Genomic DNA, 16,514 nt, shown 5'->3' with positions numbered 1-16,514 from the left:
TGCTTAAACAACTCCAGCTATGGAAACTAACGCGATATCAAGAAGAAATTTCCTAAGGGCGTCCAGTCTTGCCGGAACGGCCCTTTGCCTCGGCTTTTATTTTCCTGCGGACGCAAAAAAAGAGGAGATCATGACAGCTGCCGGTGCGGAAAAAACTGGCGTTGAAATGAATGCCTGGATACACATTGATACCGACGGCAAAGTAACGCTTACAGATCACCGGGCCGAAATGGGCCAGGGCTCATATCAATCGGTACCGCAGATCATCGCGGAAGAGCTGGAGGTTGACCTGAACGACGTGAATATTATTTTTGCGCAGGGAGACAGGGAAAAATACGGCAACCAGGTAACCGGGGGAAGCTCGACTATCCGCGGTTCGTATAAAAAATTATTGAAGCTTAGCGCATCGGCGCGTGAAATGCTGATAACCGCTGCTGCCGGGAAATGGAACGCGCCTGCGTCAGAATGTTATGCCGAGAATGGCCGCGTGATCCACAAGCCGTCAGGAAAGAAATTCCATTACGGCGAGTTGGTGGAAGCCGCATCCAAATTGGAGGCGCCGAAGGATGTTGTGCTCAAAAAACGTTCGGATTATAAATTGATTGGCAAACCGCTGCACAGGCAGGATACCCCACTGAAAACCAACGGCGAAGCAATATTTGGCCTGGATAAGAAATTACCCGGTATGCTTTATGCTGTTGTAGAAAGGAACCCGCGTTTGCGCGGTAAGCTGAAGAGCTTTGATGCAAGCGCTGCGCTTAAGGTACCCGGGGTAAAAAAGGTGTTCAAGATCCAAACAGGCGTGTTTCAAACCTTCAGGGATGGTGTGGCCGTTGTGGCTGACAGCACATGGTCGGCCATACAGGGGCGAAAGGCGCTGAACATAGAATGGGATGACAGTGGGTTTGACCATGTTAGCACCGCTGGGATATATCAGCAGCAAAACGACATCTTAAAAAACCAGGAAGGGCTTTCAGCACGAAAACAAGGCGATAGTGATGGCGTTCTGGCTGCTGCGCCTAAAAAGCTTGATGTAACGTATGAAACCCCATATCAATCGCACAGCGCAATGGAACCACTTAATTGCGTGGCATTTTATCAACCTGATAAATTAGAAATCTGGGGGCCCATACAAGCGCCGGAGTGGGTTCAGGATTACATAAGCACACAATTCAAACTGCCTAAGGAAAAGGTGGTAGTTAATATGACCTTTTTAGGCGGTGGCTTCGGTAGGAAGGCATTTATGGATTATCCTCACGAAGCGTGCCTTATCTCGAAAGAAATGAGCGCTCCGGTACAGGTTGTCTGGACAAGAGAAGACGATATGACGCAAGGCCCTTACCGGGCGGGTATCTCGTACAGGTGCCAGGGCGCTATAACCGACGGGCAGCTAAGCGCACTCAAATTCAAAGCGGCCGGGCAGAACATCGGTCACTGGATGGGAGCGCCCAAGACACAACCCAATCGAAGCATTTCAGAAGGATTTCTTGCACCTTACTACAAATCTATAGCCAATATCAGCTTTTGGGATGTGCCATTTGAAATACCTATTCCTAATGTCTGGTGGCGTTCGGTTTATGCATCAACCAACGGTTTTGCCTATGAAAGCTTTTTGAACGAACTGGCTGCCGCCGCGGGCAAGGACCAACTCGATTTTCGCAGGGAATACTTGAAGGACGAACGGTGCCAGAAACTGATAGATAAAATGGAAGAAGTATCTGGCTGGAAAGCCCGGCAGAAAAACGCCGGATATGGCACCGCTATTACCGAGTGTTTTGGAACCACCGTCGGCCAGGTAGTAAAAGTTTCAGGCGGCTCGGGCAAAAAGCTGAAAATAGACCAGGTTTGGGCAGTAATGGATTGCGGCTGGTATGTCAATCCCGATATTGTAAAGGCGCAGGTCGAAGGTGCCATTGTTATGGCTTTAGGCGCGGCAACCAATCATGAGATCACATTCAAAGACGGGCTGGTGGAGCAGAGGAATTTTTACAACTACATTATGCCGCGAATGAACGACGTGCCGCCGGTTGAAGTGCATATTATGGAGAACGACGCTGATGCAGGAGGTGTTGGCGAGCCGGGTCTGCCTCCCTTTGCTCCGGCATTAACTGACGCAATTTTCGACCTGACTGGTAAGCGCATCCGAAAACTACCTTTTAGCCTGGATATGATCTAAGCAGTAATACCTGCCAGGTTCATGCCTGATGGCGAAGTTTTTTCAAACCTTAAGGGTAACACAACTGTTACTTCCTGACTGGCAGGTAACTGCCGTGAATCGCTACATTTGAGTAAACCTTTTGTTATGAACCAGATCAGGAAAGAAGACATCAGGCAGGAAGTATTCGACCTGTACGATGACTATGCACATAACCGGCTTGACCGTCGTGATTTCGTTCAAAAGTTATCGCTTTACGCCGTTGGCGGTCTAACCGTACCGGCCTTGATGAGTTTCCTGATGCCCGATTACAAAGGGAACATCCAGATCAGGGCTGACGACCCCCGCATAAAATCGGAGTATATCAAGTATGATTCGCCCAAAGGCGGCGGAACTATCAAGGCACTGCTGTCAAAACCGGCAGATGCCAGTGGGAAACTAGGCGGGGTCGTTGTTGTCCACGAGAACCGCGGTTTAAACCCCTATATCGAGGATGTAGGCCGAAGGGCCGCCCTGGCAGGCTTTATTTCGCTCGCACCGGATGCGCTTACACCGCTTGGCGGTTACCCGGGCGACGACGACAAAGGCCGGGAAATGCAAAGCAAAAGGGACAAGGGCGAAATGGAGGAGGATTTTATAGATGCCTATCATTACCTTAAAAATCACAAGGACTGCAACGGCAAAGTAGGCGTTGTGGGCTTTTGTTTTGGCGGTGGCATAGCCAATATGATGGCTGTAAGGATACCCGACCTGGCAGCAGCGGTGCCTTTTTACGGAAGCCAGCCTGCTGCTGAAGATGTGCCTAAAATTCACGCTCCGCTTATGCTGCACTACGCATCGCTCGATAACCGCATTACCGGTGGCTGGCCGGCTTACGAAGCTGCCTTAAAAGCCAACGGCAAAAAATACCAGGCCTTTATTTACGAAAATGTGAACCACGGATTTCATAACGATACAACACCCCGTTATGACAAGGCCGCAGCCGAGCTGGCCTGGAATCGCACGATCAATTTTTTTAAAGAAAATTTGACGTGAGGCCATTTTCACTTTCCATGGCGTTCCTGTTTTGGTTGCAGATACACTTTTCTTAAAAACCTTCCCTTTAAACCATAAACCAACAACAGTGTCTTCAACAAACTTCTTTCTAACATGTAACAGGCATCCTGCCGGTCGGGTTGAGCCTTTCAACATGCCACATTTACTTCCGTCATAATTTGTTTACAAAAACATTGTCCACGGGTTAATTAAAACTTATTTTAGCGTTATATTTTTAAATATATAACGCAAGATTTTAAACAAAGCTTTCCATGAAAAAAACTTTCCTTTTTTTTCTATTCTTCATAACACTCAATCATGCCTTTTCCCAATCAAGTGGTAATATTAAAGGTAGCATCACCGACAATAAAAAAACACCGTTAGAACTGGTGAATATCATCCTTTACCAAACGAATTTCAGGGCCATCACAAACAATAAAGGTCAATACAGTATCGATAACATTCCTGCCGGAAATTACCAGATCATTATCTCGCACATCGGCTATCAATCTGTTAAACAGCATATAATCGTAAAAAACCATGAGACCGCTGAATTTTCCTATCCACTTCAGGACAGCGTTATTAAGATACCATCTGTTGAAGTACAAGGCGAACGAAATGCGGGAAGCATCACGACGTTACCCGAGATCGGGGGAACAAATATTTATTCGGGCAAAAAAATTGAAGTGATTTTGGTTGACAGTATCAATGCAGATATTGCACAAAGTAAAGCCCGCGATATGTTTGCAAAAGTACCAGGTATCACGTCGTGGGAGCTGGATGGTTCGGGCACCCAAACAAGTGTAGCGGCAAGAGGATTAAATCCGCACAGATCATGGGAGTTCAACGTGAACCAGAATGGTTACAATGTTAATAACGATCTGTATGGTTATCCTGAGGCTATGTACAACCCGCCACTCGAGGCCGTACAGCAAATTGAGATCATCAGGGGATCGGCCGCTCTTCAATACGGTCCTCAGTTTGGCGGAATGCTCAATTATGTAATTAAGCAACCCGACACTACAAGATCATTAAGCATCGAAACCGAGCAAACATATGGATCGTTCAATACCTCAAATTCCTTTGCTTCGGCAGGCGGCAAAAAAGGCAAATTCACTTATTATGCTTTCTTTAATTACCGCAGCAGCGACGGATGGCGTCTTAACTCTAACTATAATTTCCTGAATGCTTATGCAAGCCTGCACTACAAGCCAACAGATAAAATGGATATTGGCCTTGAATACTCGAGAGAAAACTACGTGCAAAAATTTGCCGGCGGGCTTACCGATGCGATGTTTGCTGCCGATCCGCGCCAATCAACAAGGAGCAGAAATTATTTTAACCCGATACTTAACGTGCCCGCTTTGAGTTTTAATTACGCCATCAATAATAAAACACAATTGAATGTCAAAGCCTATACTTTATTCGGGCAAAGAAACATGGTTATTGCCAGCCCGGGTTTAGCCACCAATGCCGATACCATTAGCAAAACTACAGGTTCCTACGCGCCAAGAGAGATAAACAGGGACTTTTACAACAGCTATACTGTTGATGCAAGAATGATAAAAAAATACGACCTGTTCGGCCACGAGAGTGCCCTATCGGGCGGTTTAAAATATTCCAGCGCCGCTACAAACAGAAAACAAAACGGGGAGGGCACTACAGGCACTAATTTTGATCTTACTCAAACCGGCAATTACGGTATCGCGCTGCTCTTTAAAACAATAAACTATGGGGCGTTTCTTGAAAACCTTTTCCGAATCACAGACAGGTTATCCGTAACACCCGGCATCAGGTACGATAATCTCAATTCAACTTTAAACGGGACGGAATATAAAGTATACAAAAACTTCAACCCGGTATCGCTTTCAACCACCAGGAACATTGTGCTGGGTGGAATAGGGGCGCAATATAAGATCACTCAAAGTATTAATATCTATGCTAATTATTCGCAGGCTTACAGGCCCATCCTTTATTCAAATCTTATAATTGGATCGAGTACAGCGGTGATCGACCCGGATTTGAAAGATGCGAGCGGCCACAATGCAGATATTGGCATCCGGGGGAAGGTTAAAAACATATTGAACTTTGATTTAAGCGCTTTTGAACTAAAGTATAACAACAGGATAGGAAATATAACACTGACCGATGCCAACGGAGAGCCGTACACCTACACTACCAATGCAGGTAATGCGCTCACTAAGGGCGTGGAAGCTTTTTTTGAGCTCCACCTGCTTAATTTCGATGACGAGCAAAGTAATAATGATCTTTCAATATTTTCTTCTTACGCTTATAATCATGCCAGGTATTTGAATGGCAAAACAGGCGCGGTTGATCTGACCGGGAAAACATTAGAAGATGTCCCCCAATTTGTTAGTCGCTCGGGCATAAATGGGCGGGTACATAACATCACCGCTACTTTTTATTATTCATACGTTGGCGGATCGTGGTCGGATGCGAACAATACAGTAGCCACCAAAACAAGTCCTAACGTAGGCTATGTGCCGCGATATGGGGTGGCCGATTTTGCCCTGGGTTATAAGTTTTCCGAAAAGTATAACATCAGGATCGGAGTAAATAACCTGACAGATAATAAATACTTTACCCGCAGAACCGAAACGCTCGTTTATGTCGGTAATGGTATATTACCCGGAGATGGAAGATCATGCTATGTTACACTCGGCGCCAAATTCTGACAGCTGGATATAAAACTGGCTCTCCATAAACTGACGGCATGATTTTTAAAGGTGCAGGAAGCGCACAGCCCCAAATTGATCACGAGATGAATAGTAAGGATCAGCAAGCAAATCGTTTTTGTCCGGCAGCTTTTTGTGGCTCGCCGCGGCTGTCCGAAGTTTACGAACCTCGGACGATTGTACCCATCGTCTTCGTCTACAGTAAAAGTAAACAACCCCCACCTAAGGTGGGGGCTTTATCCTAACCCCTGAAAGGGGATGGTCGTCAAAACAATTTCAGGTCAGTTGTTCCGTCTTCTTTCCGCTCTTCTGTTTCCTGATATTTTACATAGTTCTTTATCCGTTCTTCATCTAAACCTACCGTACTTACAAAATAACCTCTACTCCAAAAATGATTACCCCAATATGGCTTCTTGCGCAAACTCGGATAATTACTGAACATCATTAGTGCTGTTTTACCTTTTAATATCCCCATGAAATCACTCACACTCATCTTTGGCGGGATGCTACAAACCATGTGAACATGATCGGCTTGAATATTCATCTCCAATATCTCCACTTCTTTCCATCCGCATATTGCTCGAATCTTATTCTCCAATGTATCGGCCACCACATCTGTTAATACCCTGAAGCGATATTTCGGCGTCCACACAACATGGTAAACACAATAGTAAAAGCTATGAGATAATTTCCTGTATTTCGTCACAAATACTAAGATAGCGGTTTCTGGCCTAGCCTTCACACCTTACCTACCGCCTTAGGCGGTGGTTTTACTATTATAATAATAAAAAAAGCCTTCAACTTTTCGTTGAAGGCTTTATGCTTTAAAAGGTAGAGGGAAGCGGACAAATGTCGAACTTTTTTGATGATCTAAAAACTATCGGTAAAGTCAACTCACATGATAGCCGGATCGATATATAAAACCGAGTGACTGTTGCGCTTTCAAAATTATTTCGAAAGTGACTCAGCGTTAAAAAATATTTTGCCCGCAGCGACTAAATATTTTGCCTGTTCTATTTTAAGATTTGGGACTCGATTCGAGTCCATAAGCCTAAAGGTTGGTTTCGCTTAAGTCAAGCGGCAGTTCGATCCGGTATTCCTTGCCGCCATCAGGCAATGTGCCAACACTGATCGATCCTCCAAGGATGTCAACCCTTGTTTTCACTGTAGACAAGCCAACACCGTGACCTCTGATGGACGTGTTCAGGGTCTTATAAGATCCGGCGTCTGCCTTTGTACCCTTACTGTAACCACCTTTCCCGAAATTTTTATAATGGATAATAACTTTGTTCGCCGTCTTTTCAGCAGTGATTTCAATCACCGGTGGCCTCCCGGTTTGGTTATATGTTATACTGCTGAAAATAAGATGAAAAAAAATACTCTCCAGGTAACTTACAATAGTAAAAATCTCGTTCACGTTGTCGAAATCAGTATAAATTCGGACGGCGTCCTGTTTGGCGATCGGTTTATACCGGGCAGATACTTCATTTACCAGCTCGGTTAGATTGACCTTTGCTTTTTTCAGACTCAGAGTTTTGTCCAACTCCAAAATGCGGTTCAAATTATAAACTGCATCATTCAGTTTCTCGATGCTTTGAAATAAAAAGCTTTCGAGTTCTGGTCTTTCTGAATTGGGAACATTTGTGTTTTTAAGCATCCTGGCTAACCCAAGCATGTTGGCCAATGGCGCCCGCAAATCGTGCGATAAACTAAAAGCAAATTTATCTACGTCTTTATTGCGTTCTTCTAATCGGCCGCTTATACGTTGGAGCTCTGTTTCCGCCCGTTTATCTCGGGTAATATTGCTTGCAGTGCAACATACTCCGACAACCTTTCCATCATCATCCTTTACAGGATGAATGGTGACGCGGTACCATTCCCGGAACTCGCCCTGGTCCTGGTAGCTCGTCTCATAGCTTAGCGACTGCCCCGACAGGACAGCTTTTATCGTTTCTTTAAATTTGATTTTTCCTTCTTCATTCAAAAGGTCAGGCAAATAGACGCCTTTCTTCAAAGGAACTCCGAAAGACAGGATTGACCAATAATTTGCTATAGCATTAAACAACAATACATGTGAGTCACTATCGAATAATACAAACGCGATATCTGAGGTGTTTACTATTGTTTTTAAATAAAGTTCGGATTTGTACGGGGAAAATACCCCTTTCTTTCTTTCGGAACGTTCCTTCTTTACCTGTTCGGTGATCCCGTTTAACTCCCTCGTCGTTTTTAGCACTCGTTTCGTGAGCAAATCTCTTTCCAGGTTCAGTTGCGTCTGGGATGTTAAGAAGTTCCGGGTTTCCAGTATTTCCCATCGGTCCTTACGTTTCGAAACAGCAGATTCATGCAACAGGGCAACATCTAACACGTCTGTCGCGGTGCATTTACTTAATTGATAACTACATGATATGATAAGCTTTTTTCCCGCTATTGCCGGATTAAGGAAGCGTTCATATTCCATAAAATCGTGCGATGTTCTTTGGTCCATCCAGGCTTCGTCACCATTGAGGCGTAAGCCGGCAAAGCCGTTCTCAAGTGCAATTTTTAAACGCGCTAACATCAAGCGTATGACGTTATCCAGTTCAAATTGTCCATTAATCAGGTACCAGTCATGGTGGGAAAGGATCTCGATACTTTTATGTTCATAATATTTATCAAGATCAGGAACTACCTCCTTTAGTGCATTCTTAGCATTCTCAACGGTGGTTTGTCCGGAAGTTACCCATATGCAGTATTCGTTGTTTTCCAAACCAGTTTTAAAAAAAGGCACTTGAATCGACAACAGGTCCTCGTCATTTTGGTAAAAATGACAAAAATGAGTGCCCCACGGTATATTGCCGAGTACTTCGATACCGGTTGGTCTGAGCGCTTGTTTCATAGACAATTCTCGGTTAATAAATTAATATGCTCTATTAAAATCCCGGACTAATTACACGGCAACTATTAAAGTAGGAAAGGAATCTTTAAAGATAAGTATAAAAAAGTCGGAAAGACCAAATGATTTACAGTCGAATGGGTTGCTTTGTCATTTTTTATGCACAGTAAATAGCAGTATGAAATGAAAAACGTAGAAAAAAATGTTTAACAAAACACACCTCAATCTAAAGTTTCGTTGACCCTAACAGGACTCGAACCAAAATTACCTTGATCATTGTTAAGGCTGCGAAACTAATTCCATTTTAAAACAAAAAATGCAACGAAAGAACTCTTCCGTTGCATTTGTCTTAAAGGTAGCGGGAGCAGGACTCGAACCTACGACCTTCGGGTTATGAGCCCGACGAGCTACCAACTGCTCCATCCCGCACTGTGTTTTCCCATTAAAATCGGGGTAATCCTTATTTTTATTGGGACTGCAAAGATATAATTCGTTTCTTTGCAGTCCAAATTAAATTTTATATATTTTTTATGAGTCATAAGGCGGGTTTCGTGAGTATAGTTGGTAAGCCCAACGCGGGTAAGTCGACCCTTATGAACGCGCTGGTGGGCGAAAAAATGTCCATCATTACTCCTAAAGCCCAGACAACCAGGCACCGTATACTCGGCATAGTCAATCACGAAGATTACCAGATCGTGTTCTCGGACACTCCCGGAATTATCAAACCGCACTATGCTTTGCAGGAAACGATGATGCACCAGGTGTCCGGTTCGCTGGTGGACGCCGACCTGGTATTGCTGGTAACCGACATTAATGAAAAATATGATGAAAGCGACGCGATAGAAAAGTTGCAGGGCTCGTTGGCCCCGCTTTGCGTGATCATTAATAAGATCGACAAGTCGGACGAGGAAACGGTAAAGGCTAAGGTGGCGTATTGGCAGGAGAAACTAAATCCCAAGGCAATATTCGCCGTTTCGGCATTAAAGGAGCATAATGTACTGGCGGTAATGAATTTCGTGATAGAGCACTTGCCCGAGCATCCACCCTATTACGAAAAGGATTTCCTGACCGATCGTAATGACCGGTTCTTTGCTTCCGAAATTATCCGCGAGAAGATATTTAAGATCTACGAAAAGGAGATACCCTACAGTACCGAAGTTATTATCACTGCCTTTAAAGAAGGTGATGAACTATACCGCATCAGTTCAGAGATCATTGTCGAACGGGATTCGCAGAAGAATATACTAATAGGCAAAGGGGGCGAAACACTGAAACGCGTTGGCACTTATGCCCGTAAGGATATGGAGGAACTTTTTCAGCGTAAGGTGTTCCTGGAGATGTTTGTGAAAGTGATACCCGACTGGCGCCAAAAGAAAAATTACCTGAAACAGTTTGGGTACGAGAGTTAGACGTGAGACTTGAGATGTGAGATATGAGAGCCTTCCTGGCTCCCATCGTCCTCCTCAAACTCAAAATTATTATAAGGTTGTGGGCCGGGTGTGAGATAGCTCACATCTCAAATCTCACACCTCAAATCTGCAGACCAATGAGCAATATAGTAGCCATAGTGGGCCGCCCCAACGTAGGCAAATCGACTTTATTTAACCGGTTGACCGAAACGCGCAAAGCCATCGTGGATGATTTTAGCGGCGTAACACGCGACAGGCATTACGGGGTTTCGGAATGGACGCATCACAGTTTTACCGTGGTAGATACAGGCGGTTACGTAGCCAACTCAGAAGACGTTTTTGAAGCTGCTATACGCGAACAGGTAATCATCGCTATCGAAGAGGCCACTGCTATATTGTTTATGGTCGACGTGACAACAGGCGTTACCGACCTTGATGATGAAATTGCAGCGTTGCTGCGCCGCGGAAAGAAGCCGGTGATGGTTGTTGTGAACAAAGTGGACAATAATGCCCAACAATCGGACGCTGCCGTATTTTATAGCCTGGGCCTGGGCGAGATATATAACATATCCTCGATGACGGGTTCGGGAACCGGCGAATTGCTTGATGAACTGGTAAAGCATTTTGACGATGAGCCGGTTGAAGAAAACACCTTGCCGAAGTTCGCCATCGTCGGGCGCCCTAATGTAGGCAAGTCATCCATTATCAACGCACTTATAGGTAAGGATCGTAATATCGTAACACCGATAGCAGGCACCACCCGCGATTCTATCTATATCCATTATAACCAATATGGGCACGATTTTATGCTGGTTGATACAGCAGGAATGCGCAAAAAGACGAAGGTTAAGGAAAATATAGAGTTTTACTCCGTTATGCGCACCATCAAAGCGCTGGAGGAAGCCGACGTGGTGATCCTGATGATCGATGCGGTTGAAGGTATCGAGTCGCAGGACATCAACATTTTTCACCTGGCCGAAAAGAATAAAAAGGGCATTATGGTGGTGGTGAATAAGTGGGACCTGATAGAAAAGAACAATAAAACCACCAAAGTATTTGAGGATATGATACGCCAAAAGGTGGCTCCGTTCACCGACGTCCCTATCATCTTTACATCTGTTACCGAAAAACAACGGGTGCTGAAAGTGATAGAAACAGCACAAAAGGTTTACGATAACCGAAAGAAAAAAATACCCACTTCCAAACTTAACGACGTGATGCTGCCGATTATCGAAAGCTTTCCGCCGCCGTCTATCAAAGGGAAATACGTTAAAATAAAATACATCACGCAGATCAACGGCGTATCGCCCATGTTTGCATTTTTCTGTAATTTACCCCAATATCTCAAAGAAGGATACTACCGGTTCCTGGAAAACAAATTGCGCGAGAACTTTGACTTTACCGGCGTACCGATACAAATATTTTTCAGGCAGAAGTAGTAAAATGTGCAGATGTGCGAATGTGCAGATTAATCATGAGTCATTTGCACATCTGCATATTTGCACATTCGCACATCTATGGTGTAGCACTCTGGCTATCAGCTTCGTAATACTATTAAAACTGGTCGTATGAAGCATATTTTCCTTATCCTTTTTGCATTGGCAGTACTGGCTTCCTGCAAAAAAAATGATATAAACGGCGATAACGGTTGTATCAGCCAGCGGCAAACACAAAGTTTCGGGCTTAACCCTGCCGATTCGCTTGCTGCACTACAGTTATTACAGAACAATCATATTGCGACCAATGATATCGAGATGGAGTATATCAACCTGCGCGATACGATCACAAATGCCGAAAACGGTACACATGTTTACCAGTATATAGCCGCCATCCAATTTATCAAAGGGCTGCCTGTGCTATCAGACGATTTTGGATATCATTTTTTAGATGGCGTTTACCAGCATACATCGGGCAAAAGGTATGCTTCCGTACCCCTTGACACACATTCAACGTTGTCTTTACCGCTGTTAAGGAGTTTATATATGACGGAGCTAAAGAAAAACACCACGGCAGACGCCTACAATGGGTTCCGTGACTCATGTCTTGTGGCGCGTTTTGGATACTATAATTTGAATGCAGGTACCGGGAACGAAACGCCCAATATCGTTAAGGCGTGGGCGGTCAGGCCGAAAAACACCGAGTACCCGGTTGCAATATTCCGTGACGACAATCGCCAGAATATTGTCTATTTCAGTGGCATAGTATTGTATTAGTTAATTTCGGCAATGGCCCGTTTGAGCGTACTGTCATCGCTGTTAAGCACCTGGAAGTAAGCCGTATCGCCCCATTTGTAGCGCGCGGCGTAAGCTTTTAGCAATAATTTGATATTGTCTTTCGACACTTTTACTTCCTTCGAATCCATTTCCTTCAACGTTTTGGATGCATAGCCAATAAAGTCGTCGAATTGGTCGTTGTTCACATTGTAGTTTTTCAGAAAGCTGCTGTCGGCTTTAAACCCTTTTAAAACCGGTTGCATTTTATCAATCACGTAAGCGTTAAACAGCTGCGCCTCGCCAAGTTCCTGTATCAGCTGGGTATTACCGCTTGTATCAGCCGGCACGAATACATCGGGCATAATGCCACCGCCGCTAAACACCTTGCGGCCCTTTGCCGTATGATAGGCAGTCGCTCTTTTAAAGGCGCTATCGGTAAGGTAATTCTCCTCCGAAAAAAGCTCGCCCTTTTGTATGCGCTCTGCCACTTCGTTGCGGTAGTTTTCAACACCGTCCTTATATGATTTTTGTATCGATCTGCCGGAGGGTGTATAATAACGCGCCACGGTTAAGTTTACGGCCGATCCGTCACCAAACCCAAATTGCTGCTGCACCAAACCCTTACCGAACGAGCGGCGGCCCACTATAACCGCGCGGTCCAGGTCCTGCAGGGCGCCTGCTAATATCTCGCTTGCTGATGCAGAATATTCATCGATCAAAACAGCCAGCTTGCCGTTGTGAAACAGGCCCGAATCCGTAGCCATATAGTCGGTACGTGGCTCGTGCACGCCGCGTGTATACACAATAAGCTTGCCCTTATTCAAAAATTCACTGGCCAGCTCGGTAGCCGAGCTTAAGTAGCCTCCGCCATTACCGCGCAGGTCGAGCACCAATTTTTGCATCCCTGAGGCCTGCAGTTTTTTAAGGGCCGACCGGAAATCATTATCCGTAGTGGCGGCAAACTTGCTGATCTTGATATAACCGACGGAAGGCGCAGCTATATACGCGGCATCAAGGCTGCTCAAATCCACATAGCCGCGTTTGATATGGTAAGTTTTAAGGGAGTTATCTGCAGGGCCCACAACCGACAAAGCGATGAGGGAATCTTTTTGCCCCCTGAATGTCCTGCTTACGATCTCCTGGTTAAGATGTGTCCCCGAGAATTTTTTCCCGTTCACTTCTATCACCCTGTCACCGGCAATGATACCTGCTTTCATGGCCGGACCATTGTCGTAAACCTGGGTAATGATCAGGGTATCACGCAGCAACTGGTATTCGATACCAATACCGTTAAAACCACCGTCGAGCTTCTCATTGATCGACTCGGCTTGCCGTGGCGGCAGGTAAAGCGAATGCGGATCGAGGTTCTGCAGCAGGTTATTTACCGTTACCCCTTCCAGGCTGTCGGTATTAACAGAATCAACATAATTGTGCCGCACCAGTTGCATCACTTTCGACACCTTGTTACCCCCGGGCAGCGAAAGTCCCCTGCGTACATTATCGCCCAGCACCAGGCCGATAGCTATGCCTGCAAGTACCAGTATCAATGACCTGAAAATAATGGATGCCGCTCTCTTCATATTCCTCGCACAAATTTAAGCATTGTATCCATGCTTAATAATATTATATATAGCTAAAGTATTGCTTTTGACGTTTTTTGCCGACTTTTGTTGCAAAGTATTGACATAAAAATGGAAAAAACCACCGAACGCGATTCCAAATACAATAACCTGGAGCAAATGCCGGTGTCGGAGATATTGCAAAGTATTAACAGAGAGGACCATACGGTTCCGGTTGCTGTTGCAAAGGCCCTGCCCCAGATAGAAAAACTGGTAACCGTAACGGCCGAAAAAATGAAGGCCGGCGGCAGGCTTTTCTATATCGGAGCGGGCACAAGCGGTCGGCTGGGGATAGTAGACGCATCGGAATGCCCGCCTACTTTCGGGGTTGATTTTGATCGTGTAGTGGGGATCATAGCCGGCGGCGACAGCGCCATTCGCAAAGCCGTTGAATTCGCCGAGGATGACGCTGAACAAGCCTGGAAGGACCTGTCTGTATACCATATCAGCGAAAAAGATGTTTTGGTAGGTATAGCGGCATCGGGCACTACCCCTTACGTAATAGGCGGACTGCAGATGGCAAATAAAAATAATGTGGCCACGGGCTGCATTGTGTGTAATACCGGCAGCCCGGTGGCTGCGGCGGCCAAATTCCCGGTAGAGGTTGTAACCGGTCCGGAATTTGTGACCGGGTCGACACGCATGAAAGCAGGAACGGCCCAAAAACTGGTGCTGAACATGCTATCGACCGCTGTAATGATACAATTAGGAAGGGTAAAAGGTAATAAAATGGTGGATATGCAGCTATCCAACCATAAGCTGGTCGACCGCGGTACGCATATGGTGATGAATTACACCGGTCTGCCGGAACAGGAGGCCGCCGACCTGCTGCTAAAGTACGGCAGCGTGCGAAAAGCGGTGGAAGTTTATATGAACGCTAAGTAAACACGGGGCTTGCATTTAATTAACATTATTTTTTTTAATATAGCGCTAAATAAAGGAGGGGGCTATGCACGAGATAGAGCCGTATTATAAGTGGAGGGATGATTATATAGCATCTGAGGACGAATATTCTCCTTTTTACGCAACGGAATACAGCGAGTTCGAGTTTGACAAACAGATATACAATTACCTGCTGCATCCCCAATGGGATTCGTTCGGTTCCAATACCTTATACCTGAAAGTTCTGTTTGCCGACTACGAACGCGGCTATACCATCATCGAACTTATAGGCGAGTGGAACGATGCCATCAACAATGACATCATGCTGATGAAGCGTGAATTGCTGGAGCTGATGGTGGATAGCGGTATCAATAAGTTTGTGCTGATAGGTGAGAATGTATTGAATTTCCATTCGTCCGACGATTGTTACTATGAAGAATGGTTCCAGGATGTAGAGGACGGATGGATAGCGGGTGTGAATTTCAGGGAGCACGTGATCGATGAGTTCAAGCGCAACAATATCGACTACTACATCAATTTTGGCGGAGAACTGGACGACCTGATTTGGCGAAACCTGAAACCTATCCAGTTCTTTAAAAAAGTGGAGGAACAACTGGTGAAAAGGTTGAATTAATGTGCAGATATGCAGATGTTTGAATGTGCAAATGCCATTTTTAACCAATCACTTTACAATTTGCGCATTTGCATATTCGCACATGTGCACATTATTTTCGTAAATTCGTATTATTAAAAATCAATTTTAAAAAATGGAAAATCAAAACCCGGATTACACTTATCAGAATGTGATCCAGATAGAAGATGCAGCAGCATCACGAAAGTATTTAGCTAAGGTGTTCTTATGGATGTTCGCCGCTTTGGGTATATCTGCTTTTACCGCATTTGAATTTTACGCAAATAATAATTTACTCGAACTACTTGTTAATCCAGTTACTGGTCTTACCGGATTAGGGTACGTGGCTATTTTTGCCCCTGTTGCGTTTTCGTTTGTTATAAGCTTTGGCTTTAACCGTATTTCTTATGTAGCATTGTTAGCTTTGTTTATAACCTATGCTTTTACAATTGGCGTCAGCCTGAGTTTTTTAGGTATTCTTTATACCGCGACTTCAATCTTTGGAGTTTTCCTGAGTTCTGCGCTTGTATTCGGAATAATGGCAATCGCCGGCTATACAACAAGTATGGACCTTACCAAATTCGGCTCGGTATTGATCATATTATTTTTTGGTGCATTTGCGGTTAGCCTCGTCAATTTCTTCTTAGGAAGTTCACAATTACAATATATCATAAGCTTTGTATTTGTGGCAATTATGGTTGGCCTTACCGCCTATTACATGCAAATGCTAAAACGTATTGGTGCAGGTATTGAGTATGGTACAGAGAGTTCAAAGAAACTGGTGTTGATCGGCGCCTTTATTCTTTACACAACTTTTATCAATTTGTTTATGTCGATGATGCGCATTTTCGGCAGCAGAAAGTAATTTTCTGAAAAATACGAATAATGGTATCAAAGCCTCCTGATGGTCAGGAGGCTTTTTCTTTTTTACGATAGTCAGTAAAGTATCTTAAAAAAGATATAAAGCTTGCATTATTAAATAATAAAGCGGTATTTTTA

General features: G+C 44.7%; 12 protein-coding genes and 1 tRNA gene. 9 read left to right on the top strand and 4 right to left on the bottom strand.

The annotated features are described in order from the left end of the window. Positions 1 to 19: 19 nt before the first annotated feature. The 3 genes from FRZ54_RS05695 (at position 20) to FRZ54_RS05685 (ending at position 5,886) form a co-directional block, all read left to right on the top strand. Positions 20 to 2,176 carry a xanthine dehydrogenase family protein molybdopterin-binding subunit gene (locus FRZ54_RS05695; protein ID WP_147030675.1) on the top strand — a complete coding sequence of 719 codons (2,157 nt, stop codon included), beginning with the start codon at positions 20 to 22 and terminating at the stop codon, positions 2,174 to 2,176. 126 nt (positions 2,177 to 2,302) lie between these two features. Continuing rightward, entirely contained in the window at positions 2,303 to 3,190 is an 888-nt protein-coding gene (locus FRZ54_RS05690) for a dienelactone hydrolase family protein (RefSeq protein ID WP_147030674.1), read from the top strand. Positions 3,191 to 3,462: 272 nt separating this feature from the next. After that, complete coding sequence (locus FRZ54_RS05685; protein WP_147030673.1) at positions 3,463 to 5,886, top strand: TonB-dependent receptor; 2,424 nt, start codon at positions 3,463 to 3,465, stop codon at positions 5,884 to 5,886. Between the two features lie 265 nt (positions 5,887 to 6,151). Here the strand turns inward: FRZ54_RS05685 and tnpA are convergent, their stop codons facing one another. From tnpA to FRZ54_RS05670, 3 genes are all read right to left on the bottom strand, one after another. Continuing rightward, on the bottom strand, positions 6,152 to 6,592 hold the full coding sequence (gene tnpA / locus FRZ54_RS05680; RefSeq protein WP_147030672.1) for an IS200/IS605 family transposase: 441 nt from the start codon (positions 6,590 to 6,592) through the stop codon (positions 6,152 to 6,154). Between the two features lie 345 nt (positions 6,593 to 6,937). Further along, complete coding sequence (locus FRZ54_RS05675) at positions 6,938 to 8,764, bottom strand: MEDS domain-containing protein (protein WP_147030671.1); 1,827 nt, start codon at positions 8,762 to 8,764, stop codon at positions 6,938 to 6,940. Between the two features lie 353 nt (positions 8,765 to 9,117). Next, a tRNA-Met gene (locus tag FRZ54_RS05670) sits at positions 9,118 to 9,190 on the bottom strand. 101 nt (positions 9,191 to 9,291) lie between these two features. Between FRZ54_RS05670 and era the strand changes: the two genes are divergently transcribed. From era to FRZ54_RS05655, 3 genes are all read left to right on the top strand, one after another. After that, a complete protein-coding gene (gene era / locus FRZ54_RS05665) occupies positions 9,292 to 10,170 on the top strand; it encodes a GTPase Era (RefSeq protein WP_147030670.1) in 879 nt (292 codons plus the stop codon). 137 nt (positions 10,171 to 10,307) lie between these two features. Further along, positions 10,308 to 11,609 (top strand): ribosome biogenesis GTPase Der, encoded by a 1,302-nt coding sequence (gene der / locus FRZ54_RS05660; RefSeq protein ID WP_147030669.1) that lies wholly within the window; start codon positions 10,308 to 10,310, stop codon positions 11,607 to 11,609. A gap of 129 nt (positions 11,610 to 11,738) precedes the next feature. Further along, positions 11,739 to 12,383: a hypothetical protein gene (locus tag FRZ54_RS05655; RefSeq protein ID WP_147030668.1), complete on the top strand. Its 645-nt coding sequence runs from the start codon at positions 11,739 to 11,741 to the stop codon at positions 12,381 to 12,383. Here FRZ54_RS05655 and FRZ54_RS05650 read toward each other — a convergent pair. Next, complete coding sequence (locus tag FRZ54_RS05650; protein ID WP_147030667.1) at positions 12,380 to 13,963, bottom strand: S41 family peptidase; 1,584 nt, start codon at positions 13,961 to 13,963, stop codon at positions 12,380 to 12,382. The genes FRZ54_RS05655 and FRZ54_RS05650 overlap by 4 nt on opposite strands. A 111-nt stretch (positions 13,964 to 14,074) precedes the next feature. On the opposite strand from FRZ54_RS05650, the gene murQ reads away from it, so the two are divergent. The 3 genes from murQ to FRZ54_RS05635 all read left to right on the top strand — a co-directional run bounded on the left by murQ (position 14,075) and on the right by FRZ54_RS05635 (position 16,380). After that, a complete protein-coding gene (gene murQ, locus FRZ54_RS05645) occupies positions 14,075 to 14,887 on the top strand; it encodes an N-acetylmuramic acid 6-phosphate etherase (protein WP_147030666.1) in 813 nt (270 codons plus the stop codon). Between the two features lie 64 nt (positions 14,888 to 14,951). Further along, positions 14,952 to 15,518, top strand: coding sequence for a hypothetical protein (locus tag FRZ54_RS05640; protein WP_147030665.1), 567 nt, complete (start codon positions 14,952 to 14,954; stop codon positions 15,516 to 15,518). Between the two features lie 133 nt (positions 15,519 to 15,651). Next, positions 15,652 to 16,380 (top strand): Bax inhibitor-1/YccA family protein, encoded by a 729-nt coding sequence (locus tag FRZ54_RS05635; RefSeq protein ID WP_147030664.1) that lies wholly within the window; start codon positions 15,652 to 15,654, stop codon positions 16,378 to 16,380. Positions 16,381 to 16,514 lie beyond the last annotated feature (134 nt).

The organism is Mucilaginibacter ginsenosidivorans, from assembly GCF_007971025.1.
Taxonomy (GTDB): domain Bacteria; phylum Bacteroidota; class Bacteroidia; order Sphingobacteriales; family Sphingobacteriaceae; genus Mucilaginibacter; species Mucilaginibacter ginsenosidivorans.
Note: the sequence above shows the minus strand (reverse complement) of the source record. Positions and strands in the feature narration are given on the sequence as shown.